The organism is Halomonas sp. V046 (assembly GCF_052645355.1).
The window spans coordinates 59,909-84,078 of sequence record NZ_JBQXYF010000008.1 but is presented as its reverse complement, the minus strand read 5'-3'; the positions used below and the strand labels follow the sequence as shown (position 1 = coordinate 84,078).

Sequence of the window (24,170 nt, the reverse complement as noted above, 5' to 3'; positions counted from 1 at the left end):
TCAGTGGACTCCTCTGGGCGTCTGGAGGTAAACCGCCAGCACGATGATGGCGGCCTTCACCACCAGCGCCACCTCGTCGGCGACACCGTTGGCGAGCAGGGTGTAGCGCACCAGTTGAATGATCGCGGCGCCGAGGATCACCCCGGCGATGGGGGCCTTGCCCCCCTTGAGCAGGGCGCCACCGACGACCGCCGCGGCGATGGCGTCTAGCTCCATCAGGTTGCCGTTCTTGGCCGCGTCCGAGGCGGAATTGATGGCGACGGTGATCAGCCCGGCGAGGCCGGCGAGCAGGGCGCAGCTGGTGTAGGCCGCGAGCTTGACGCGGGTCACCGGGACACCGGCCATGCGCGCCGCCTGCGGGTTGCCGCCGGTGGCCAGTAGATAGCGTCCGTAGCGGGTGCGAGCGATGACCCAGGCCACCACCAGGGCGATGACCACCACCAGCCAGCCCTGGAAGGGCAGGCCGAGCAGCCGGCCCGAGCCGAGGAACTCGAAGGCGGGGTTGTCGAAGGTCTGCAGGTTGCCGTTGGTCAACACCTGGGCCAGGCCTCGTCCGGAGATGAACAGCACCAGGGTGGCGATGATCGGCTGCACGCCGAAGCGGCTGACCAGCACGCCGTTGAACAGTCCGCAGGCCACGGCGATGGCCAGCGCCACGACAATCGCCACCAGGGTCATCGCCAGCGGCGCCTGCTGGCCGAACTCCGACAGGAAGATCAGCGGCGCCAGGGCGCCGGCCAGGGCCATCACGGCGCCCACCGAGAGATCGATGCCGCCGGTGGCGATGACCAGGGTCATGCCGATGGCGACGATGGCGATGGTCGAAACCTGAGAGATGTTGACCGACAGCGTCTGCCACTCGAGAAAGTTGGGGGTTATCAGGGCGTTGAACAGGATCAGCGCCAGCAGGGCGACGAGCAGGGCAAGGCTGCGCGAATTCACCGGCATGGCTCGGCGCCGTCGGGGACCGGCCGGCCGAGCGGTCGCCTGGCTGGATGAGCGGAGCGACGTCATGGTGCTGTCTCCTGGTGGTCGGGGGCGGGCGTGGGCGGCGGGCCATCGATGGGGGATGTACCGTCGCTGTGGCCGTGTTGGGCGGTGGCGATGGCGGTGACCAGGGTGTCTTCGCTGAGCCCGGGGTTGTCGAGTACCCGGGTCGAATGGCCTTCGTGCATGATCACCACTCGCTGGGCGCCCTCGGCGAGTTCCTCGAACTCCGAACTGATCATCAGTACCGCGCCGCCCTCGGCCTGATAGTCCTGAACGATACGCTGGATCTCCCGCTTGGCGCCGATGTCGACGCCCCGGGTCGGCTCGTCCAGGATCAGCAGCCGCGGCTGGGTCGCCAGCCAGCGTGCCAGCAGCACCTTCTGCTGATTGCCGCCGGACAGCTGTCCGATGGGCTGTTCCATGGAGGCGGTCTTGATCTGCAGTGCCTCGATGAAGTGCTCGGCCAGTTCGCGTTCGCGTCGCCGCTGAATGACGCCGCGACGACTGAGCGAGCCGAGCATGGGCAGGGTCATGTTCTCACGCACGCTCATTTCCGGGATGATGCCTTCGACCTTGCGATCTTCGCTGAGCAGCGCCACCCCTGCGGCGATGGCGTCGCGGGTATGGCGGGGGGCGAAGGGCTGGCCGGCCAGGCGCATGGAGCCGCTGGTGGGCCGGTCGAGCCCGAACAGGGCGCGCGCAAGCTCACTGCGCCCGGCGCCGAGCAACCCGCCAAGGCCCACCATCTCGCCCTGGCGGACCTCCAGCGAGGCCCGGCGCAGCCCCTTGTCGGTGGCCAGTGCCTCGATCTCGAGCAGCGTTTCGTCGGCGGCGACCTCGAGCTCGCGAAAGCTGGTGGTGCCGCTGGCCTGGATGTCCGAGGCTGCCCGGCCGAGCATGGAAGCCACCAGTTCCAGTCGCGGCGTGTCGCTGAGGGTGCGTTGTTCCACCGTGGCGCCGTTGCGCATGATGGTGGCGCAGTCGCACACGGCGTAGAGTTCCTCGAGAAAGTGCGAGACGAACAATACCGAGGTGCCCTGGGACTTGAGCAGCCGGATGACCTCGAACAGCCGCTGTACTTCGCGTTCATCCAGTGAGCTGGTTGGTTCGTCCATAATCACCAGCCTGACCCGCTGGGATACCGCCCGGCCGATGGCCACCAGCTGCTGGATGGCGGTGGAGTACTCGTTGAGCGGGCGGCGAACGTCGATATCCAGGCCCAGTTCCTCGAGTACCGAGCGGGCCCGTCGGTGGGCCTGGGCCCAGTCGATCCCGCCCCACCAGTGGAGTGGCTCGAACCCCATCATCATGTTCTCGGTGACCGAGCGCAGCGGCACCAGATTGAGCTCCTGGTAGATGGTGGCGACGCCCGCCTGCTGTGCCCTGCGTGGGCCGGAGAAGGTCACCGGCTTACCGTCGAGGAGGATCTTGCCGCTGGTGGGCGTGTAGACGCCGGTCAGGACCTTGATCAGGGTGGACTTGCCCGCCCCGTTCTGGCCGATCAGGGCGTGAACTTCACCTGGCGCGATCCTGAGGGAGGCGCCGTCGAGGGCGACGGTGCCTCCAAACCGCTTGTGGATGTCGCGCATGTCGATAAGCGCTGTCATGGCGTGGGTACCTGGTGTCGGTGGGCAGGCGCGGATCAATAGGCGTCGTCGATATGCTCGGCGGCGTTGGCGCGAGTGAAGACGCGGTCCTCGACACGCACCCAGGGCTCGATGGTGTCGCCGGCGGCGTAGCGGTTGAGCACGTCGCAGGCCATGGGGCCAAAGCGTGGTGATGACTCCACACTGACCCCAAGCTTGCCGTCGAGGATCGCCTGGAGGGCGTCACGGGTGCCGTCGATGGAGACCAGCAGCACGTCCTCGCCAGGTGTGCGCCCGGCCAGTTCCAGCGCCTGGATGGCACCGATGATCATCTCGTCATTGTGGGCGTAGACCACGTTGACCTCAGGGTGGGCCTGGAGCAGCGTCTCCATCACCTGGCGGCCGGTATCGCGGGCGAAGTCGCCGGACTGGGAGGCGATGATCTCCATGTTGTCCTGTTCGGCGATGACGGCATCGAACCCTTCCTTGCGATCGTTGGCCGAGGAGGCGCCGGTGGTGCCTTCCAGCTCGATGATGTGGGCCTGTTCGCCATCGAAGTTGTCGAGCAACCACTGGGCAGCGATACGCCCCTGCTCGACGAAGTCGGAGCCGAGGAAGCTGACATAGTGCTCGCCGGCCCTGGCGACCTCGTCATCGACGATACGGTCGACCAGGAACACCGGGATGCCAGCGGCACGGGCCTTCATTACCGCCGGGATCAGCGCCTTTTCCTCTCGCGGTGGCAGGAAGATGGCGTCGACGCCCTGGGCGATCATGCTGTCCACGTCGGCGACCTGCTTGGCGGCGGAGCCGGCGGCGTCGGTGACCGTCAGCTGCCAGTGGCACTCAGGCGCGATATCGCGAAACGACTGGGTCTCGGCGATACGCCAGGGGTTGTTGCTCTCCATCTGTGCGAAGCCAACGCGATAGCTGTCCTTTTCTTCCAGCGGCGGCAATTGCTGTGCCCAGCCGGGAGTGGCGGACAGCGCCAGCAGGGCGGCGGTGGCAAGCCCGGCCAGGCGGCGGGGGCGGGCATGATGGGCTCGGGCGTGACGGGCCTGGTGGTGGTTGATCGAAGACATCGTGGACTCCTGGGCTGTTGTGCTTGTTGTCGAGGGAGAGCCGCAGCGGCGGCGCTCCGTCCTGCGGGGAGGGGGCGTTCAGTCGCCCCAGTTGACGTACATCGTCTGTTTCTTGAAGTAGGCGGAAAAACCGTACTTGCCGTCCTCGCCGCCGACGCCGGAGTGGCCCCAGCCGGAGTGATAGGCGTGGACCTGCTCGCCGTTGGCGCGGTTGAAGTAGATCTCACCGAAGCGCAACTCCGAAGGCAGCCGCATCATCCGCTTGAGGTCGCGGGTGAAGACATAGGCGGAGAGTCCGTAGGCGGTGTCGTTGGCAAAGCTCAGTGCCTGCTCGAAGTCGTCGACGCGCTGGATCGGCACCACGGGTCCGAACACCTCGTCGTCGATCAACGGCGAGCGATTGTCCCGGGTCTCGACGATGGTGGGGGCGATCCAGTAGCCCTTGGCGTAGTCGCCGGTGTCGAGCGGGCCGCCTTCGAGCAGCACCCGATCGCCCTGGGCGATGCCGCGCTGGACCATGGAGGCGACCTTGTCGCGCTCGGCCCGGCTGACCTTGGGTCCCATGTCGGGATCGTCCAGCGGGTCGCCGATGGTCAGCTCGCGCGAGGCGGCGATGAACTTTTCGGTAAACTCGTCGGCGATCTGCCGATGCAGGTAGATGCGCTCGCTGCAGGTGCAGATCTGGCCGCAGTTGGTATAGCGCGCGGTGACGGCGGCCTTGACTGCGGCGTCGACGTCGGCATCCTCCATCACGATGAAGGGTGCCTTGCCGCCCAACTCCAGGCGCACGATCTTGAGTTCCTCGGCCGCGCTGCGAAATATCTGGCGCCCAGCCCGGGTGCTGCCGGTCATGGTGATCAGGTCGGTACCGGGGTGCTCCACCAGCGCCTGACCCACCACCGGGCCCTGGCCGGTCACCACGTTGAATACCCCCGGCGGAAATCCGGCACGCTCGGACAGTGCTGCCAGGTATAGCCCGGCGTAGGGGGTAATCTCGTGACCCAGCAGGATGAAGGTGTTGCCCGCGACCAGCGCGGGGCCGGCCTTGCGCGTGGCCAGGGCTGCCGGGTAGTTCCAGGCGGTCAGGCCGGCGACCACGCCCAGCGGCAGCGAGCGAATCTGGATTTCCTCGTTGGCATTGTCCGAAGGCAGGATATCGCCTTCGATGCGTCTGGCCCATTGGGCGCTGTAACGCAGAAACTCGCTGCAGGCACCGACCTCACCACGGGCCTGGGACAAGGGTTTGCCCTGTTCCAGGGCAATCAGGCGGGCAAAGGGTTCGAGGTGGCGGTCGATCTCCTCGGCCCACCGGGCCAGCAGCTTTCCGCGTTCGCTGGCCGGCCGCCTGGCCCAGCCGTGCTGCGCCTTTGTGGCCGCGGCAACGGCGGCGTCCACCGTTGCCGCATCACCGGCGGGCACATGGCCCAGCAGGGCTTCGCTGGCCGGGTTGTCCACGTCGATCGAATGGGTGCCGGCATGACTGAACCAGTTGCCATCGACCCACATGCGGCCTTCCAGGGGGGTGGCACCGAACTGTTGGAAATCCATGGGCTATCCTCTTTTGGTACGACCATATGTTGTTGGTGTTCGGAGAGACTAGCAAGGCGACAAGACTAAGACTATTGTCTATAAGATACATAAGTTATTGAAATAAAAGATTTTTAAATCTATTGTTGGCAGTATTAGCCATTGGTTGTAGTTGAAGGTCGGAAATTTTGAGCTTAGTTTGGTACGACGATAAACGAGGTGTTGTATGAGCGGACGCAGTGCAGACTCGATCACTCTGGATATTGAGCGCTCCATCGCCGCCGGCGAGCTGGAGGAAGGACGTCCGCTGCCCGCCGAGCGGGCGCTGATGGAGCAGTACGGTGCCAGTCGCACCGTGATCCGCGAGGCGATCACCGCGCTGACCGCCAAGGGATTCTTGAAGAGTCGACCGCGCTATCGGCCGATCGTATGTCGCCCGGACGCGAGTTCGGCGATGCAGGCGGCAGGCGGGGTGATCAAGCACCTGCTCGACAACTCCCGTGGCGTGCATGACCTGTACCAGGTACGGGTGTTGTTCGAGCGGGTGTTGGTGCGGGACGCGGCCACCGGGGCAGGCAGAGACGACCTCAAGCGGTTGAAGGATGCGCTGGACGACAACCAGGCGGCAATCGGTGATTCCGAGCGTTTCTATGCCACCGACGTGGCCTTCCACCGGGTGCTCTACACCATTTCCGGCAACCCGGCCTATCCGTCCATTCACGCTGGCTTCGTCGAGTGGCTGGCGCCCCAGTGGAGCCGGATGCCGCGAAGCGAGCAGCGCAATGGTGACAACTTTCGGGCCCACGAGGCGATCTACGAGGCCATCCTGATGCGCGATCCTGACGCCGCAGAACGCGCCCTGGTCGAGCACCTCGAGGCCTCATGGGAGTTCGTGCGCAGCACCTTCTTTGCAGGAGAACACGAGTGAACGACGTTGATCATATTGTTGTCGGGGGCGGGGCGGCTGGCTGCGTGGCGGCCGCTCGCCTGGTGCGCGAGCACGGTGGCAGGGTGCTGCTGCTGGAGGCGGGGTCATCTCACCATCATCCGCTGCTCGACATGCCCCCGGGCATCTTCAAGATGATCAATGGCTCGAAGTTCATGCGCTACCACCAGACCGAACCTCAGGCCCATCTGGGCGGTCGGGTCCACGACATTCCCCAAGGCCACGTGCTCGGCGGCGGGACCTCGGTCAATGCCCAGGTCTATATGCGCGGGCGCCCCGAGGATTATGACGACTGGGATCGGCGACTCGCCGGTAATGCGGCAGGAGCGGACTGGTCCTGGCAGGCGGTGGTCGGGCACTTTCGACGGATGGAAGACAACGATCGCCTCGTCAACGAGCTCCACGGACGTGGCGGGCCGCTCAAGGTCTCCGATCCCGGGCATGTCGATGTGGCCTCGCGCTGGTTTATCCAGGCCACCCAGGCGGCGGGACTTGCCTACAACGGCGACTTCAATGGCGAACGCCAGGCCGGGGTAGGCTTCTACCAGTTCATGAATCGTGCGGGCAAGCGCTGTTCTGCCGCTTACGCCTACGTGGAACCGCTGCGCGATCATCCGGGCCTTCGGGTGGAACTCGACTGCGATGTCCAACGGGTGTTGGTGGAGGACGGTCGAGCGGTGGGCGTCGAGTACCGCGATCGCAAGGGCAGGCCGCACCAGGTCCGTGCCAAGGGTGAGGTAGTCCTGGCGGCGGGCGCGCTTGTCACTCCCAAGCTGCTGATGCTCTCCGGCATCGGGCCGGCCGAGCAGCTGGCCGAGCACGGCCTCGAGGTGAAGGTCGATCTGCCGGGTGTGGGGAAAAATTTGATCGACCACCCCGAGGTGCCGATCACCGCCTACGCCAGGACCCCTTGTGGCTATTATCGCCAGGGAGTCGGCTGGCGGATGCTCGCCAACGGCCTGCAGTTCAAGCTGTTCGGCAGTGGCCCCGTGACCTCTGCCGGGGTGGAGGCAGGCGCCTTCGTCAACCCTACCGATCCCCAGGCGTTGCCGACTATCCAGGCCTTCTGCGTGCCCATCGTCTACCTGGACCGGGATACCAGGGACGCCCTGAAGGACGACTACGGCCTGACAGTGACCACCGTGGTGGTCAAGCCCAAGGCCAGGGGGAGTGTCCGACTGCGTTCGGCCGATCCCGGCGACATGCCGCTGGTATCGCCCAATCTGCTCGGCCATCCGGATGACATGCAGGCGATGGTGGACGGGCAGAGGTTCTTCCTGAGGGCCTTCGAACAGTCACCGCTCAAGGAAAACCTGCACGGTGTGGCCTTGCCGTTCGCCGGTAGCGGTGCCAGCGACGATGAGCTGCTCGAGCACTGCCGGCGCTTCGTCAAGACCAACTACCACCCGGCGGGGAGCGCCGCCATGGGCGCGGATGACGATCCCATGGCGGTGCTGGACGCGCGCCTGCGCGTGCGCGGGGTGCGCGGGCTCAGGGTCTGCGACATGTCCGCGGTTCCCGATATTCCCGCCGGCAACACCACCGCACCGGCGATGATGCTGGGCAGCCGCTGCGCCGACTTCATTGGCGAGGAGGCCGCGCTAGGCGCCGATGCCCTGGCCGTTGAGGCCGCCGGCACGACTGCCGCCAAGGCACCCGGGGCCGCGGTGAAGTGATGTCCGTGAACTGATTTCCATCACCGGCAGGTCTCGGCGTGGTCGGCGCGATGCGTCGGCTCGTGGGCGGCGCTCGGCCTGTCATCACTCTCTGTCAGTACCAACAACACGCTCCGTACCAATGATCGACTACCTACAGCAACAATGAAAAGGGAACCCCTCATGACACGTTTTTCCCCCCTTCGACTGACCCTGAGCATAGGCCTTGCCACCGCTGCTTCCATGGCGCAGGCCGCCGAGACCGTCCAGTGGGCCCACGTGTACGAACCTTCCGAGGCTTACCACCACTGGGCCGAGTGGGGTGCCGAACAGATCGCCGAGCGTACCGATGGCCGCTACGAGGTAGAGGTGTTCCCCGCCTCGACCCTGGGCAAGGAGGTCGAGATCAATCAGGGGCTGGTACTGGGTACCGTCGACATCATCTACACCGGGCAGAGCTTCGCCGCCCAGACCTACGGCTCCCTGGCGCTGTCCGATGCCCCCTTCGTGTTCCGTGACTACGAGCACTGGAAGGCTTACGCCGACAGCGATCTATTGGCGGAATTCGCCGACGGTTACCGCCAGGCCTCCGGAGGCAACGTCATCCTGGGCGACTGTTACTACGGCCAGCGCCACGTGACATCCAATACCCCCATCGTCGAGCCCGCCGACATGGAAGGCCTGAAGATCCGGGTGCCCAATGCGCCCATCTACAGCCTGTTCCCCCGTGCCGTCGGTGCCCAGCCGACGCCGGTGGCCTTCTCCGAGGTCTATCTGGCGTTGCAGCAGGGGGTGGTGGATGCCCAGGAAAATCCCTTGCCGACGATCCGCGCCAAGAAGTTCTACGAGGTCCAGGACTATATCAACCTGACCGGCCATGTGACCGGCTCCAACCTGATCGTTGCCGGTGGTCCCTTCTTCAACGGCCTGTCCGAAGAAGACCAGCAGATCTTCCGCGAGGTGCTTGGTGAAGTGGCCAGGAACGTCTCCGATGACGTGCGCGAGCAGGAGCTGGCCTCCATCGACTGGTTCAAAGAGCAGGGCGTGGAGGTGCTGGAGGTCGAGCGCGAGGCCTTCCGCGAGAAGACGTTGCCGGTGCTCAACGGTGACGAGGCGACCTGGACCCAGGAACAATTCGATCGCTTGCAGGCGCTTTGACGCCTCGGGAAGGATTCTATGAACCACACTGACAGCGAGGCACTTGGCCCCTCACGGGCATCCCGAGAGGATGCCCGTGAGGGGCCGCGAGACTCGGATATCGAGTTTGACGACGAGGGCCCGACCTTTGCCTGGCGCGGTATCGGGCTGGAGGATGCTCTCACCTTGATGGTCTTCTGGACCATGGCGGCGGTGGTATTCGCCCAGTTCTTCAGCCGCTATGTGCTCGGCTCGCCGCTGGGCTGGACCGAGGAGGTCGCCCGCTACCTGCTGATCTGCGTCGGCTTTCTGGCGGCCACCGTGGGGGTGCGCAAGCGCAGCCACATTCGTCTTGAACTGTTGTATCGCTACCTTCCCTTGCGCGCATCGGCGGCGATGATCTGGCTTGTCGACCTCGGCCAGCTCGTCTATTTCGTGCTGCTGGGCTGGGTCACCTGGAAGATCCTGCCGCTGATGAGCGCCCAGAAGATGACCTCGATGGCGGTAGGCATGGACACGCTCTACAGCGTGGTGCTGTTGAGCATCGCCATCATGGTCGTGCGACAGGCCTGGCAGCTGGTGCGAGCGAGCGGCCCGAAGCAGTGGCTGGCGGCGCACCGATGTGACATCACAGACGAGGAGGCATCATGACGCTATTGGTCCTGTTCGGCGGCCTGCTGCTGATGCTGGTGATGGGCTTCCCGGTGATGGTGGCGCTTGGCGCCTCGTCGCTGGCGGCGATCCTGGTTGATGGGAGTGTCCCGGATTTCATCGTGCTGCACCGCATGGTCGGCGGCATGGACAGCTTCCCGCTGCTGTCGATTCCATTCTTTGTACTGGCCGGTGCGCTGATGAACTCGGCCGGCATCACCAGCCGAATCTTCGACTTCGCCAGGGCGTTGGTGGGCTGGATGCCGGGCGGGCTCGGCCATGTCAACGTCGGTGCCTCGGTCATCTTTGCCGGCATGTCCGGTGCTGCGGTGGCCGACGCCGGTGGTCTCGGCGCGATCGAGATCAAGGCGATGCGTCGCGCGGGCTATGATCCCGGCTTTTCGGTGGGCATCACCGCCGCCTCGTCCACCATCGGGCCGATCATTCCACCGAGCCTGCCACTGGTGATCTATGGGGTCATGGCGTCGGCCTCGATCGGTCAGCTGTTCGCGGCCGGCCTGGTGCCGGGGCTGCTGATGGCGCTGGCGCTGATGCTGATGGTGGCCTGGTACGCGGTGCGCTACCAGTATCCTCGCGACGTCGGCTTCGCGCTGGGCTGGATCGCGCAGACCTTCCGTCGCGCCTTTCTGTCGCTGTTGACCCCGGTGATCATCGTTGGCGGAATCGTGCTCGGCATCTTTACCGCAACCGAGGCCGCCATCGCCGCGGTGATCTACGCCATGGTTCTGGGCGCGGTGGTCTATCGCACCCTGACCTTCAAGCGGCTGCTGGCGGTTACCATGGAGACTATCGAGACCACCGGGATCATCATGATGATCATCGCGGCCTCATCGATCTTCTCCTGGCTGCTGACCAGTCACCACGTAGCCGAAAACTTCGCCAACTGGATGCTGGCGGTCACCTCTAATCCCACGGTCATCCTGCTGTTGATGACGTTGATCCTGTTCGTGGTGGGCTGCTTCATGGAGACCATCGCGGCGATCACCATCCTGGTGCCGATTCTGCTGCCGATCGCGGTCAACCTGGGTGTCGACCCGGTGCAGTTCGGTATCGTCATGGTGCTGAACCTGATGATCGGCCTGCTGACGCCACCAGTGGGACTGGTGCTCTACGTGCTCTCGCAGGTATCCAAGGTGCCGTTCGAGCGTTGTGCCTCGGCGACCTTGCCGTTCTTGATACCGCTTTTCATCGTGCTGATGCTGGTCACCTTCGTGCCGTCCATTTCGATGTGGCTGCCGACCTTGATCTATCGCTAGTGTTGACTCAAAGCGTCGAAACGGAACAAGGACGGTAGGGGCTACCGGCGTTCTACGACTATCCGGTGGAGTATCGGATACGGTTTCGTGCCGCTCACCCGATCGCGTCGACCTTTGCCGAGGTCCACTTGAAGAGCAAGCGCAGCAGAAGCTGCGGGCCCCGAGAGTCGATCTTGGCGATGGTATTCACGTTGCTTCAGAGCGTCGCGAAGCGCTGGAAGCGCGTTGAGGAATTTAGCAGGCTGGAGTCCGTCGTGAGTCACGTCGAGTTCTAAGATAGCGAGCCCGTCACTGATCAATTAGTCAGTCAGGGCCTCCGCCTAACTGCCAAACACCAGAGTTGACGATAACTCGCGAAGGCGGTGTCTGAGTGCAACGCGATTCAGACACCGCCTCCATGAAGTGGTCCCCGGATTTTGGACCAGGCGCTAAGCTCTGATCAGACCGACCAGGAGACCCTGATCATGAGCAGAAAACGTCGACAACACAGCGGTGAGTTCAAGGCTAAGGTCGCGCTAGCTGCCTTGAAGAGCGATCAGACCACATCAGAGCTTGCCGCCCGGTTTGGGGTTCACCCCACCCAGGTGAGCCAATGGAAGCGCGAGCTGCAGGAGAAGGCGGCCGGGCTCTTTGATGGCAAAGACGGCAAAACCGCTCAAAAGAGCCAGGAAGAGATCGATGCCCTCTACCGAGAAATCGGTAAGCTCACGGTTGAACGAGATTTTTTATCACGAGGGCTCGCTCGTTGAGCCGGGCCCAGCGTCAGGCCACGATTGAGCCCAACCGCCGAGTCAGTATCAGGCGGCAATGCCAGATGCTTGGTGTCGCTCGCTCCTCTGTCTATTCCCGCCGGCGACAGGTGAGTGCCGAAGACCTTGAGCTGATGCGACTGATTGATGAGGAATACCTGCGTACGCCCGTCTACGGATCGCGGCGTATGACGTCCTATCTTCGACGCAACGGCCACTGGGTGAATCGCAAACGTGTGCAGCGGCTGATGCGTTTGATGGGCTTGCACGCCGTATACCCGAGGCCACGAACGACCAGAGTGAATCAAGACCATCGGGTGTATCCCTATCTCCTGCGAGGGCTGGACATCAACCGACCTAACCAGGTGTGGGCCACTGATATCACGTACCTTCCAATGGCGCGGGGGTTCATGTACCTGGTGGCCATTATGGACTGGCACAGTCGTCGGGTGCTGGCCTGGCGGGTATCCAACACCCTGGACACAGACTTCTGTGTTGATGCCCTGGAGGAGGCGCTGGCAGGCCATGGAGTGCCGGAGATCTTCAACACTGATCAGGGGTGCCAGTTCACCCCCGAAGCGTTCACCGACGTCTTGCACGATCATCATGTGAAGATCAGCATGGACAGCAAGGGGTGCTATCAGGACAACATTTTCGTCGAGCGACTTTGGCGCAGCGTGAAGTACGAGAGTATCTATCTGCACGCCTTCGCCGACGGGGCGCAGTTGCGCAAGGAGCTGGCGCACTATTTCTCCTGGTACAACGCTGAACGGCCTCACCAGGGGCTTGAAGATGCGACTCCGGATGAAGTCTACTTCTCTCAACCACTGACCCAGGCAGCCTGACGCCTATGATCTACTGACCCGAGCTTAGATGACCTGTCAGGTGGTCCAACGAATGGGGTCCACTTCAATCCGTCGCCTATACCCGGCGGTGTGCATGAAGGAGCGAGTCTCATATTGTGGTTGGACCGAAACCAGGGGGAAGGTCACATCCGTACGCGCACTTCTCTCTATGGGGAGGTGAGAGCTGTCGGCTGAAGCATAAGACGCTCAGCTGACAACCTTGGGGAGGGGCGTGAGGGGGGATTTCCATTCATCACAGCTGTGCCAGCTCCAGTAGCCATCGGCAGCGCTTTGTGCACTCGCCACCCGCCGCGGCTTAGCATGATTTTTGTAATTGATTGAAAAAACACATTATTTAGAGAATTCTGTAATGGAGAATTCAGCACAAAGTCGTGCTTGATCCCTGTTGTGCAATCGATTACATTGAAGTTGCACCAGGACGCTGATCACTCACGGAGACCCGGTGTTGGCAATATGCAGTGATATCAGCCAGTTAATAATTCACAACAGGATCTGGGTGCTTTATGAAAGACATTTACGGAGATAACGTTAACGCGAGTTACGACTACGTGGTGATCGGCTCAGGATCTGCGGGTAGTGTCGTCGCATCGCGATTGGCCGAAATGCCTGATAGCAATGTGCTGCTGCTCGAAGCAGGGCCGAAGGATGACCATATCCATATTCGCATGCCCGCCGCCTTGGGGTTTCCCCTGATGAGCGAGCGCTTTAACTGGAACCTAAAGTCCGAGCAAGAAAAGGAGCTGAACAATAGGGAGATCGTCGAGGCCCGTGGCAAGGTGCTTGGAGGATCCTCGTCAATCAATGGAATGAACTGGATTCGTGGCAACCCCAGGGACTATGACAAGTGGTCGAGCCTTCCCGGCCTATCGAGCTGGAGCTATGCTGACTGCTTGCCATACTTCAAGAAAGCCGAAACGTTCGACCAAGGCGCGAATGCCTATCGTGGCGGCAGTGGTCCGATGCGAGTCCAGACCTGTGGGGCAGACAATCCGCTCTATAAGGCCTTCCTCGATGCCGGTGTTCAAGCTGGCTACGAGAGAGTCGATGACCACAACGGTTATCGACAGGAAGGCGTTCATATCACTCAGCGCAATGTCCACAACGGCCTTCGCTGGAATACGTCAAGAGCTTACATCTATTCGCAGCCGCGTAGAAAAAACTTTCAAGTCTGTGAACAATCGATTGTTACTAAAATTGAATTCGCCGAAAAACGGGCCGTAAAGATACACCTGGAGTGGAAGAATCAGCCGGTTACCATTGATGTAGGAAAGGAAGTTATCGTGTCCGCTGGCGCGATTCACTCCCCTCATATTCTCATGCTATCGGGAGTTGGTGATAAAAACGAGCTCGAGGAGCTAGGTATCCCCTGTGTCGTAAATCTTCCCGGAGTCGGAAAGGGATTGAAGGATCATGTCGCGGCTCCTGTCCAGTACCGTGCGACAAAGAATGTCTCAATATCAAGAGAGCTTACGCTATTGGGTAAGCTGAAGATCGGGGTGCTATGGACGCTTTTCAAGAAAGGGCTCGGAGCAACAAACTTTTTCGAGGTCGGTGCTTTTATAAAAACCAATGACAAGGTGGATATTCCAAACGTACAGTTTGAATTTATACCAATGCTTGGAGAGTTTCAGCATGGAAGCGTCAAGCTTGAGAATGGCTTTCAGTACTTTTTTAGCCTGATGCGGCCATCGAGTGAGGGAAGGGTCTGGTTGGCCAACAGCGACCCAAAGCAAGCACCGAAGTTTGTTTTTAATTATCTTTCGACGGAGTCAGATCGAAGAGAAGCCATAGAGGCGGTAAAAGCAATACGCAACGTTGTCTCGCAATCAGCCTGGGACGAACTTCGCGGCGAAGAGGTAATACCGGGATCAGATGTACAGACCGACGACCAAATTCTAGATGCCATTCGGGAGCTCGCCGGTACTAACTACCACCCGTGCTGCACCTGTAAAATGGGTGAGAATCCGGATAGTGTGGTCGACCAGAATGGCCTGATACATGGGTTGGATAATGTTCGTGTCGTCGATGCATCGATTATGCCGGAGATTGTGAGTGGGAACTTGAATGCTCCAATTATTATGATGGCCGAGAAGATCGCTGATGCGATTAAGAAGGTTGACCCATTAGAAAAGGAGAACGTTGAGTACTACAGGGGGGGTGTGGAAGAAGAGCTTCAGAGAGCTTGAGTGCCATGAGGTTGAATAATTATAAAGGAGATTGTTATGTACCTGACAGATGAGTTAAGAGTTTCGCGTAGGTCGACGACCGCCATATTTTTCACGAATGGCATGGTGTTGGGTATCTGGGCGACCAGTATCCCAGGCATCAGTCGTGTGCTTGGTCTTACCGATGGTCAACTGGGTACAGCGCTCAGCATGTTTGCCGTCGGCACAATCGCCATGATATTTTTGGCAGGCAGTATTGCAAATAAGTTTGGGAGTCGGGCCTCCATCGTCCTCGGTGGACTGCTGCTATCTATCTCACTTCCGACGCTTGCGCTATCGCCTTCCTATTCTGCGTTCTTCATCATCCTGTTCGTTTTCGGGATGGCCAATAGCATTATCGATATATCCATGAATACTCATGGGTCAATCATAGAATCCCAAAGCGGTCGGCCTTTTATGTCAATATTCCATTCGGCATATAGTTTCGGTGGTTTGGCAGGTGCGGGGTTGGTGTCAGTACTTTCAGCGCTTGATTTTGGAGCCGAGACAAATCTTACCGTTGCAGCAGTGTTAATGGCGAGTGTTACTCTTGTGTGCGTTAAACCGTTGCAAAAATTACGTCCCGAACAGGTGTCAACGAAAGCAAAAAATAAGATTCTCATTCGCCCGAATACCACGATCCTGATCATAGCTACGATGACCGTTCTAGCGCTTTTTACGGAAAATACGATGATCAATTGGAGTTCCAAGTTCTTGACGGATGTCGCCGATACGACTACTAGCGTCGCGGCGTTTGCTTTTGGTGGTTTCAGCTTGATGATGGCAGTCGGGCGCCTCATCGGGAACCGGTTTGTCCGCCGCCATGGACGAGATGTGGTGCTGACGGCATGTGGGATGATTACGGCTTCGGGGTGTCTGCTTGCCATGGTAGCGCCATCGCCCGTTACATCAATCGCTGGGTTTATGCTGGTTGGCCTAGGTTTGGCAAATGTGATCCCAATCTTGTACAGCGAGGCGGGTAGTGCATTTCCGAATACACCAAGTCTCGGCCTCGCCATGAATGGCACCATCGGGTACTTGGGGTTCCTCATTGGCCCGCCAATTATTGGTTATGTATCCGACCAGATAGGCCTTCAATACACGATGACTTTGCCGTTAGTAGCAATGTTGGTAGTCGGCGTTGTTGCGTATAGCGCCAAGGTTGGCTGCAAGGTGGCGAAAAAATCGACTGTTCAAACAGAAATGTAATCGTTTTCTTTCTGGGGGATGTCGAATATGAAGGATCGTCTAGCCAAAGTCTGCGCAGGTGGAGTCCACGCCAAGATCGCGGGTCAAGGACAAGCCGTCGTACTGATCTCTGGCCTCGGCGGGTTGGCGAGTTTTTGGAGCCCGGTAGCGGAACGGCTGAGCGAGAACTATCGGGTCATTAGCTTCGATCATCCTGGTGTCGGTGAAAGCGAGACAGTGGCCGAGCAGCACATCGAAAATATCGCCACTGCTGCGCTGGCAATCCTCGATGAGCTCGGTATCAGTCGAGCTCATATCGTGGGTCACTCTACCGGCAGTCTGGTGGCGCAGGCATTCGGTCTGGATTTTGCAGAAAGGACCAATAGCGTTGTATTGAGTAGTGGCTGGGGCATTGCTGATCAACGCTTTAACGACCTGTTCCAACTTCGAAAAACAGTTCTTCAGACATTAGGTTACGCGCAATACCGGATGCTCGGGAATCTGCTGGCCTACCCATCCAAGGAGTACAACGAGATGGAATTCCCGCCGCCTAAGGAAAAGTCAGCTCTCGCCACGCTGATGGCTGAACGAATCGACATGCTGCTGAGCTATTCGAGGTTCACGAGCCTAGGAGAGATCGCTTCTCCGGTGCTCGTGATCGGTGCTGAGGATGACTGGATCGTGCCGTACCACCATTCGGTGGAGCTGGCGACGGCGATACCGCAGGCCCAGCTGCGGGAGTTCTCCGGTGGTCATTTCGCGCCGCAGGTCAGGCCGCAGGGCTATGCGAGATTGCTGGATGAATTTTTCACGGGTGCCACATGAACAACAGAATGGTTAAGAAAATCGCCTTTATTGGCATGGGGGCAATGGGTAAGAAGGTTGTTACCTCGTTGCAGACAAAGTTGGACGGTACACAGTTCGCCTTTCTGGAGAAACCTGAGCGTACTTCAGCTCATGGCGATGAGATTCTGGCACAGGGGTTTAAGGACATTGACGCTCTGCTGGACTGGATGCCTGACCTGGTTGTCGAATGCGCCGGACATGAGGCAGTGCGGGAGCTAGTGCCGGTTGTGATAGAGAGAGGCATCAATGTGGTCATCGCTTCTATCGGTGCTCTTAGCGATAGCTTGTTGCTTGCTAATTTGAACGCTGCGGTAGCAGCTAGTGGTGCAAAAATCACGCTCGTATCGGGAGCTATCGGCGGGTTAGATGCGCTACGAGGCGGTATGCTTTCAGCGGTGGATAGCGTGATTTATGAAGGTCGTAAACCTCCCGCTGCCTGGCTTGGCACCCCGGCAGAAGATGCGTATGACCTGATGGAGTTGACGGAAGAGACCTTGCTGTTTGAAGGGAACGCCAACGATGCAGCCCGATCCTATCCCAAGAATGCCAACGTAACGGCGGCAGTAGCATTATCGGGTATTGGGTTCGACGCAACACAGGTAAAGCTGATTGCTGATCCGAACGTAACAGAAAACTCCCACTCTCTTCATGTTTACGGAGCCTTTGGCGAGTTCTTTGTCGTATTGAAAAATAACCCGCTTCCCGAGAATCCACGCACCTCATGGCTCGCTGCGCTAAGTGTCGAAGAGGCGGTGTTGAGGGAAACTGGATCAATCGTATTCTAATATCATTGGAGATAATGATGCGTGTCAAGAACAAGGTGGTGATCGTTACAGGGGCGGGAGCTGGCATCGGTGCAGCGACCGCAGTTCGCATGGCCGAGGAGGGCGCAAAGGTTGTCGTTACGGATATTGATGAGAAGATGGCGATCTCGGTGGCGAGCGGGATTGGAGAAAATGCACTCGGTTTAAAGCTTGATGTATCGAAGGCAAGTGAAGTCGAAGAGGTTGTTTCTCAAACCGTTGCTCATTTTGGTAGTTTGGACGTGCTGGTGAATAACGCCGGGTTCGGCATTCTTGGAACCGTCGTAACCACCGAAGAGGAAGATTGGGATAGGTTGATGGATGTGGATCTGAAAGGCGTGTATCTATGCGCAAAGTACGCCATTCCTGAGATGATTCGATCTGGTGGTGGATCAATCGTCAACCTTGCTTCCACCATATCGGTGGTTGGGATCCCGGACCGAGCGGCTTATGTCGCATCGAAGGGAGGTGTGGCCGCGCTGACGCGTGCAATGGCACTTGATCATGCCAATAGCAATATTCGTGTAAATAGTGTTGCGCCCGGCGTTATTGACTCAAGCTATTACGAAGAGATGTACAAGAAAGTAGACGATCCAGTCGCCTTCCGAAAAAACCTCGAGGCGCGCTCTCCGCTCAATAAAATGGGAGAGCCGGTGGATATTGCTAACATGATACTGTTTCTGGCGTCCGACGAGTCAAAATTTGCTACGGGCGCGATGTTTACAATCGATGGCGGTTTCACCGCGGGATGATGGAATGATCCATGAACTGCGCGAATATACATTTAAGCGGCCGAAGTGGGAGGCGTATTGGGACTTGTTTAATCAGGTCTGTATGCCGATCAGGAAGAGCAATTTCGGTACCCTTGCTTGTACCTGGAAGGTGGAGCGAGGCGACCAAGTTCGCTTTCTCCACCTGTGGGAGTATGACTCTCTTGAGGTGAGACGGCAGCAGCGCGGGGCGCTCGCCAAGAACAAGGCCTGGTCCGACGAGTTTTTACCCCAGGCGACTGCGCTGATCGAGACTCAGGTATCCCGGATACTTTCCCCTGTGATGCCCGTTGCGGCTTCTGATGACGTCCACGAGGTTTATCTCACAGCGTCGTATTGTCGGGTCGGGAATGCCGCCGACGTAGCCGCTGGTATAGCGGCCAGACGCGACGACATGCTCGGAGTCTGGATGGAAGAGTTTTGTGACCCCAATCGTGTCTTATCGTTGTCGGCCCAGCCTTTGCAGGACGACAGGACGGCAGGTGGCAAGGATGCCATTCGGTATCGCGAGACTCAGTGGCTGGAGCGTTTGCCGATCCAGCGGCGCTAGCATAACTGGCGTACACCGCATCGCCGCACCAATGTTGAATTCGTAAATGAACGGGGAGTGACATGAACTGGAGTCGCGTACTGAACATGGTTGGCTGCCATGCCGAGGGTGAAGTCGGACATGTGATTACCGGAGGAATGGTCGACGTACCGGGGCACACGATCTTCGCCAAGAAGCAGTATCTACAGGAGCACCTCGATCACATTCGCAAGTTGCTCTTGTTTGAACCGCGAGGTGGGGTTGTTCACAGCGTCAACGTAGTGCTTCCCGCGACCAATCCTGAGGCCAGCTTCGGCTACGTCATCATGGAGTCAACGGAATATCCGGCGATGTCTGGATCGAACACCATTTGTGTTGCGACTGTGTTGCTGGAAACGGGCATGGTGCCGATGCACGAACCGGTGACTGAGTTGGTGTTGGAAGCGCCGGCAGGACTGATCAGGCTGCGGTGTGAATGCAGTAGCGGCAAAGTCAAGAAGGTCAGGTTTCACAATCAGCCTGCGTTCGTTCATGCACTGGATCGGCATGTTGAGGTCCCCGGTCTCGGCACGGTGACCCTGGACGTCGCCTACGGTGGAATGACCTACGCCGTAGTGGATGCATCCGCACTTGGTTTTCAGTTGGCGCCTGCAGAGGCGCGTGATCTGTGTATGGTCGGGCAGCAGATCAAGGAAGCCGCATACGAGCAGATTCCGACCTCTCACCCGGAGAATCCGGCCATTGCCGGTGTGACTCAGACGCTGTTCGCCGGGCCGCTGACACGGGATGGCGGGCAGTTGACGTCAAAAAATGCGGTGATCGTGTCTCCGGGGCGGGTCGACCGGAGTCCTTGCGGCACGGGGACGTCGGCGCGGCTCGCGGTGATGCATGCCCGAGGACAGATAGCACTGAAGGAAAACTTCGTACATGAGTCGATCATCGGTACCAGCTTCGACAGCCAGATTGAGTCGGTTGCCAAGGTTGGGGCGTTCGATGCCGTTGTGCCTAGTGTGGCGGGTCAGGCATGGATTACCAGCCTCAACCAGATCGGACTGGACCCAAGCGATCCGTTCCCGGAGGGCTACACCTTGTCTGATACCTGGCTCAAGACTCTCTGAAACCAACAACTCGTAGAGGGAGAATGACATGACTCGACACTATACACATTGGATCAACGGTCACTGGACGGACGCCAGTTACCTCGAAACGATCGAACGCCACTCACCGGCCCATGGTGAGCTCCTGGCGAGCTTCTCGGCGGGCAATGCCGAGGACGTGGACCAGGCTGTCGGCGCGGCGCTGGAGCTGTTCGAATCTCGTGACTGGAGCGGGCTGCCAGCCAGCCAAAAATCCAGGGCCCTCAATGAATGGGCAGCCCTGATCGAGCGAGACACCGAGAAACTGGCCCGGATCGAGGCTGAGGAGGTTGGCAAGCCGATCACTTTTGCGCGAGCAGAGGTTGGCGCGGCTATCGAAATGGTTCGCTATGCGGCGGCGTTGATCTGGCAAATTCCAGGCGAGGCGCATAACCATCTGGGCGAGGACAAACTTGGCCTGGTCACTCGAGAGGCGCGTGGCGTGGTCGCCATGATCGTGCCGTGGAACTTCCCCTTGGTGACGTTGTTCCAGAAGTTACCTTACGCATTGGCTGCTGGCTGCTCGGCTGTTATCAAACCGTCCGAGCTGACGTCAGGAACAGCGCTGGAAGTGGCAAAGCTCGCAGGGGAGGCGGGGTTGCCGGCGGGGTTGATAAACGTCGTTACTGGCACTGGTACTGCCGTCGGCGAGCGTTTGTCTACTCACCCTGATGTGGCGATGATCTCCTTCACGGGCTCTACCCAGGTGGGCAAGAAAATTGCCGCCAATGCCGCCAAGGACATGCGCCGTGTGTCACTCGAGCTTGGTGGTAAGGGTGCCCAGGTTGTGTTTGCCGATGCCGATCTGGAGGCGGCCCTGGATGGCGTGCTGTTTGGCACGATTCTCAACCAAGGGGAGGAGTGCGTTGCCGGTACCCGTCTACTCATTGAAGACGGTGTGGCCGACGCCTTCGTCGAGCGCCTTGTGGAGCGCGCCAGGAAGGTCGCGATCGGTATGCCCCTGGATGAAGAGTGTCAGCTAAGTTCCTTGATTCATGAAGGCCACATGCGTTCCGTGCTTGATTATATCGCTATCGGCAAGGAGGAAGGTGCGACGCTTGTGGCTGGTGGTGAGCGCATCACCGAGGGGGAATTAGGGAAAGGGTACTTTGTGGACACCACCATCTTCACCAATGTGACACCGGAGATGCGAATCTTCCGGGAGGAAATCTTTGGTCCGGTACTGACGGTTTCTACGTTCTCCTCAGTAGAGGAGGCGATCCGACTCGCTAACGATACCGAATACGGATTAGGCAATGGGCTGTGGACCAAGGATGTCGATAAGGCGATTCAGGTGTCGCAACGCCTGCGCAGCGGTACGGTATTCGTCAATACTTATCTCGAGACCGCCGTACAGATGCCGTTCGGAGGTTTCAAGCAGAGCGGTGTGGGGCGTGAGAATGGCCTCGAAGGGTTGCTCGAGTTTACCGAGCTGAAGTCGACATTTATCAAGATGGGAAAAAGAGAGCCGGTTCTTCCCAATACAGTCGATTAAAAAAAGTGTAACTTAAATTGGATTGTATATCTTCTATCAGGAGAGCTAGATGTCTAGTGAAGCTAAAGTAGATTCGATGGAGCTTGGCGATGTTCTGGTCCTGGGGCCCGATGAAGGAAAAAATTATTGGCAGCCAGTGCCAGCGAATGGGCATATATCGGTGCGTATCGCTCCAGAAAACTTGAGGATGGAGACGCCTTTTAGTATCGGCACCCAGACTATTCCGCCGAATAGCTACGTTAGAGAGCATTATCACCCGATACATGATGAGGCTTTGCATTTTATTAGTGGTGAAGGAGTCGCACGGGTCGACGGTAAGGAATACAAGGTTGAGCCTGGAGTTACCATCTTCGTAGGTAAGAATCGTCGCCATATGTTTATTAACCACGGGCCCGACGATCTGCACTGGCTGTGGTTTATTCAGCCTAATGGTCTCGAGCTCTTTTTTCGTGATGTCGGTACCGAGAAAAAAGCGGGACAGCCCGCACCTGAGCCCTTCGCACGGCCTGATAATGTGCTGGAGATCGAGAAAACAACGGCATTTGGTCCTCCGCTCGAAGACGCGCATATACCAACTTTCTAGCGTGTTGGTGCCTGCTCAGCAGGCGCCATTTTTTCCGATTATCCTCTCTCTTATCATTTCCTCCGTTATCAGGAACGGTCGCGCCATCTCGGCGTGGCCGATTCCGGATCCACTTAGGAGAACTCGGTTTCAGGCGGCGTACTGAGCCCTGTGTACTTGCTTATCAAAATCGATAGTAGATGCCATGAAGGCGGAAAGGCTACCGGTGGTTACGATGACTGGTCGATGTGTCGGTTGGTGGATTCTCGCATGATCAATTGACTTTCGACCTCTTCCGATACAATGGCCTGCCCTTTCTCCAGGAAATCGATCAGAGCCTGTGTGGCGCGCCTACCGATATCGGCTACGGGCACCGAGACCGTCGTGAGAGGTGGAGTCAGCAGGGTGGCGAAACTGATGTCGTCAAACCCTGTGACGGCTAGCTGACCTGGAACGTCTATATTCATTTCGCGACAAGCCAGTAGTACACCCAAGGCGATGAAGTCACTATTGCAGATGCAGGCAGTCACATCATCGCGCTGCTGGTAGACCTTTTTGAAGACATCGACAGCATCACTAATGACATAGTCCTGCTTGATGGTACGGACAATAGGCTCTGCTCCATGTTCGGCAGAGACATCCTCGAAGGCGCGGACCCGGTCCTGCTGACGATCATTGCCTACGGTTGGACCAGAGATCATGAGTACCTTTCGGTGGCCAAGATCGTAGATGTGGTTGGCGATCTTGGTGGCGGCCGAGTAGTTATCGATACCGATGGACGGGGGCGACTCTTCCGCCAGATACGAGTAAATACAGATGACAGGAATCTTGAATTTGTTGATGTGTCTGATGAGCGCCGGGTCATCGATACGGCCGAAAACGAGGATTCCCTCCGCGCCTTTCTCGATCAGGTACTTGGCTCGGTCCGAGATACGGGAGTTGTCGAAGCCAGAAGTATCAAGAATTCCGACATAGCCATTTTCGTACAGTGTTTGCTGAATAGCATTCGCCGTTTCAGCATAGATGGTGTTATCCAGCTTGGGAAGGATGGTCGCAATTATACGCGTGCGGCGCTGGCGAAGCGCTTTCGCTGCGGCGTTGGAATAGTACCCAAGCTCGTCGGCGGCCTTGAAGATTTTCTCGCGAAGATCGGCGTTGACCATGTGCGGAAGGTTGAATGCCCTCGACACGGTCGCGGTCGAGACCTTGGCGAGTTCCGCGACATCCTTTATTTTGACAGGTCTTCTTGCCATAGTTAATCCCGCTTGTCTTTCACTAGTTACGCTAGAAATGGTAGGGAGAGCGATGTTGTCGTTCGCGTATTACGCGGGAGTAATGTCGCATTTTTTATTTTATTCGCTCGGTCATTGCCATGTTTATTACTACCGTGGTGGTTCCGTTATCAGGGTATCAGCAAGTCAACCTCTCTGACTGAGAAGATGCGCCATTTCGATCATCACTGGTCGGGGGCGGTATCTCGTCACCTGAGGGGCCTGCATTCGATAGGCCATAGCATACCGCCTGTGGCCGGCGACTTCATTGTCATGTTTGCGTCCTACCGATTCTATACCAATGTGGTGAGTGAGCTATGCGAAAAAAGGCGAGTGGTCTGCCAGCACTCGCTTTCCATGAGCGCTGATGGCATGTCCATTGGTGTGACGACGGTTGTCCCGGCCTAGCCGAAGGACCTGACTCGCTCAAACAGCTTGTTGTTGCAGCGCTTCGGGCGATCATTTCCCTCCAGCATCGGGATGAGCGTCGTGCCCGTAGGACTCTGTTTCTCTACAATGTTGACGAGTTAGGAAGTGCTTATATTTCGCTGTCCGAGGGGGCTGACGAGCCGCCGTGGCTGCGCCGCCAGCACCTCTTACCGTAAGCCTTTACAACACGGCCGAGCAGGAGGCTATCTCGCCGTGCACCGTCTAGCCTGGCGCAAGGCGCGATGTTGCCTACCAGGCTGCTAACAAAGGCGCTCTGAGCATTTTTCCAGGCGAGTCATCCATCACGAGGGACCCGACATCTAACCGCCGATCTTGCATGAAGGTCGGGTCTCCCCGGCACTCGCTTGGCCGGGTGGGCGCGCGGCTCATGAGGGATCTGGGCTTGCGACCCACGCCCCTGGCGACTTACCTCACTGCCGCTGGGGGCTCTGTCTTTAGCCCATGCTGGGC

At 58.9% G+C, this 24,170-nt stretch carries 20 protein-coding genes; 15 read left to right on the top strand and 5 right to left on the bottom strand.

Translation table 11 applies throughout. The features are described from left to right. The 4 genes from ACUN9Y_RS12335 to ACUN9Y_RS12320 form a co-directional block, all read right to left on the bottom strand. Complete coding sequence (locus ACUN9Y_RS12335; protein ID WP_445461020.1) at positions 1-1,014, bottom strand: ABC transporter permease; 1,014 nt, start codon at positions 1,012-1,014, stop codon at positions 1-3. Then, positions 1,011-2,597 (bottom strand): sugar ABC transporter ATP-binding protein, encoded by a 1,587-nt coding sequence (locus ACUN9Y_RS12330; protein ID WP_445461019.1) that lies wholly within the window; start codon positions 2,595-2,597, stop codon positions 1,011-1,013. Before ACUN9Y_RS12330 ends, ACUN9Y_RS12335 begins: the two co-directional genes overlap by 4 nt. A 35-nt stretch (positions 2,598-2,632) precedes the next feature. Then, complete coding sequence (locus tag ACUN9Y_RS12325) at positions 2,633-3,658, bottom strand: ABC transporter substrate-binding protein (protein WP_445461018.1); 1,026 nt, start codon at positions 3,656-3,658, stop codon at positions 2,633-2,635. 78 nt (positions 3,659-3,736) lie between these two features. Beyond that, entirely contained in the window at positions 3,737-5,206 is a 1,470-nt protein-coding gene (locus ACUN9Y_RS12320; protein WP_445461017.1) for an aldehyde dehydrogenase family protein, read from the bottom strand. A gap of 205 nt (positions 5,207-5,411) precedes the next feature. Between ACUN9Y_RS12320 and ACUN9Y_RS12315 the strand changes: the two genes are divergently transcribed. From ACUN9Y_RS12315 to ACUN9Y_RS12245, 15 genes are all read left to right on the top strand, one after another. Beyond that, positions 5,412-6,113, top strand: a complete 702-nt coding sequence (locus ACUN9Y_RS12315) for an FCD domain-containing protein (protein ID WP_445461016.1) — start codon at positions 5,412-5,414, stop codon at positions 6,111-6,113. Then, entirely contained in the window at positions 6,110-7,807 is a 1,698-nt protein-coding gene (locus tag ACUN9Y_RS12310; protein ID WP_445461015.1) for a GMC family oxidoreductase, read from the top strand. Before ACUN9Y_RS12315 ends, ACUN9Y_RS12310 begins: the two co-directional genes overlap by 4 nt. A gap of 162 nt (positions 7,808-7,969) precedes the next feature. Continuing rightward, positions 7,970-8,944 (top strand): sialic acid TRAP transporter substrate-binding protein SiaP, encoded by a 975-nt coding sequence (locus tag ACUN9Y_RS12305; RefSeq protein ID WP_445461014.1) that lies wholly within the window; start codon positions 7,970-7,972, stop codon positions 8,942-8,944. Between the two features lie 18 nt (positions 8,945-8,962). Beyond that, positions 8,963-9,574 carry a TRAP transporter small permease gene (locus ACUN9Y_RS12300; protein WP_445461013.1) on the top strand — a complete coding sequence of 204 codons (612 nt, stop codon included), beginning with the start codon at positions 8,963-8,965 and terminating at the stop codon, positions 9,572-9,574. Further along, positions 9,571-10,851, top strand: coding sequence for a TRAP transporter large permease (locus ACUN9Y_RS12295; protein ID WP_445461012.1), 1,281 nt, complete (start codon positions 9,571-9,573; stop codon positions 10,849-10,851). Before ACUN9Y_RS12300 ends, ACUN9Y_RS12295 begins: the two co-directional genes overlap by 4 nt. A gap of 464 nt (positions 10,852-11,315) precedes the next feature. Continuing rightward, positions 11,316-12,445 (top strand): IS3 family transposase gene (locus tag ACUN9Y_RS12290; protein WP_445461011.1). Its coding sequence is split into 2 segments (ribosomal slippage): positions 11,316-11,571 and positions 11,571-12,445, totalling 1,131 coding nucleotides; the frame shifts between segments, so codons are not numbered across the junction. 524 nt (positions 12,446-12,969) lie between these two features. Beyond that, positions 12,970-14,652, top strand: a complete 1,683-nt coding sequence (locus tag ACUN9Y_RS12285) for a choline dehydrogenase (protein WP_445461010.1) — start codon at positions 12,970-12,972, stop codon at positions 14,650-14,652. A gap of 36 nt (positions 14,653-14,688) precedes the next feature. After that, positions 14,689-15,879 carry an MFS transporter gene (locus tag ACUN9Y_RS12280; protein WP_445461009.1) on the top strand — a complete coding sequence of 397 codons (1,191 nt, stop codon included), beginning with the start codon at positions 14,689-14,691 and terminating at the stop codon, positions 15,877-15,879. Between the two features lie 27 nt (positions 15,880-15,906). Continuing rightward, complete coding sequence (locus tag ACUN9Y_RS12275) at positions 15,907-16,683, top strand: alpha/beta fold hydrolase (protein WP_445461008.1); 777 nt, start codon at positions 15,907-15,909, stop codon at positions 16,681-16,683. Further along, positions 16,680-17,489 carry an aspartate dehydrogenase gene (locus tag ACUN9Y_RS12270; RefSeq protein WP_445461007.1) on the top strand — a complete coding sequence of 270 codons (810 nt, stop codon included), beginning with the start codon at positions 16,680-16,682 and terminating at the stop codon, positions 17,487-17,489. The genes ACUN9Y_RS12275 and ACUN9Y_RS12270 overlap by 4 nt, the downstream gene beginning before the upstream one ends. Positions 17,490-17,506: 17 nt before the next feature. Beyond that, complete coding sequence (locus ACUN9Y_RS12265) at positions 17,507-18,259, top strand: SDR family oxidoreductase (protein WP_445461006.1); 753 nt, start codon at positions 17,507-17,509, stop codon at positions 18,257-18,259. A gap of 4 nt (positions 18,260-18,263) precedes the next feature. Then, complete coding sequence (locus ACUN9Y_RS12260) at positions 18,264-18,827, top strand: NIPSNAP family protein (RefSeq protein WP_445461005.1); 564 nt, start codon at positions 18,264-18,266, stop codon at positions 18,825-18,827. A gap of 62 nt (positions 18,828-18,889) precedes the next feature. Then, positions 18,890-19,924 carry a proline racemase family protein gene (locus tag ACUN9Y_RS12255; protein WP_445461004.1) on the top strand — a complete coding sequence of 345 codons (1,035 nt, stop codon included), beginning with the start codon at positions 18,890-18,892 and terminating at the stop codon, positions 19,922-19,924. Between the two features lie 28 nt (positions 19,925-19,952). Continuing rightward, complete coding sequence (locus tag ACUN9Y_RS12250) at positions 19,953-21,437, top strand: aldehyde dehydrogenase family protein (RefSeq protein ID WP_445461003.1); 1,485 nt, start codon at positions 19,953-19,955, stop codon at positions 21,435-21,437. A 49-nt stretch (positions 21,438-21,486) separates the two neighbouring features. Continuing rightward, positions 21,487-22,020: a cupin domain-containing protein gene (locus ACUN9Y_RS12245; protein ID WP_445461002.1), complete on the top strand. Its 534-nt coding sequence runs from the start codon at positions 21,487-21,489 to the stop codon at positions 22,018-22,020. Between the two features lie 209 nt (positions 22,021-22,229). On the opposite strand, the gene ACUN9Y_RS12240 is transcribed toward ACUN9Y_RS12245, so the two are convergent. Then, positions 22,230-23,252 carry a LacI family DNA-binding transcriptional regulator gene (locus ACUN9Y_RS12240; protein ID WP_445461001.1) on the bottom strand — a complete coding sequence of 341 codons (1,023 nt, stop codon included), beginning with the start codon at positions 23,250-23,252 and terminating at the stop codon, positions 22,230-22,232. Positions 23,253-24,170 lie beyond the last annotated feature (918 nt).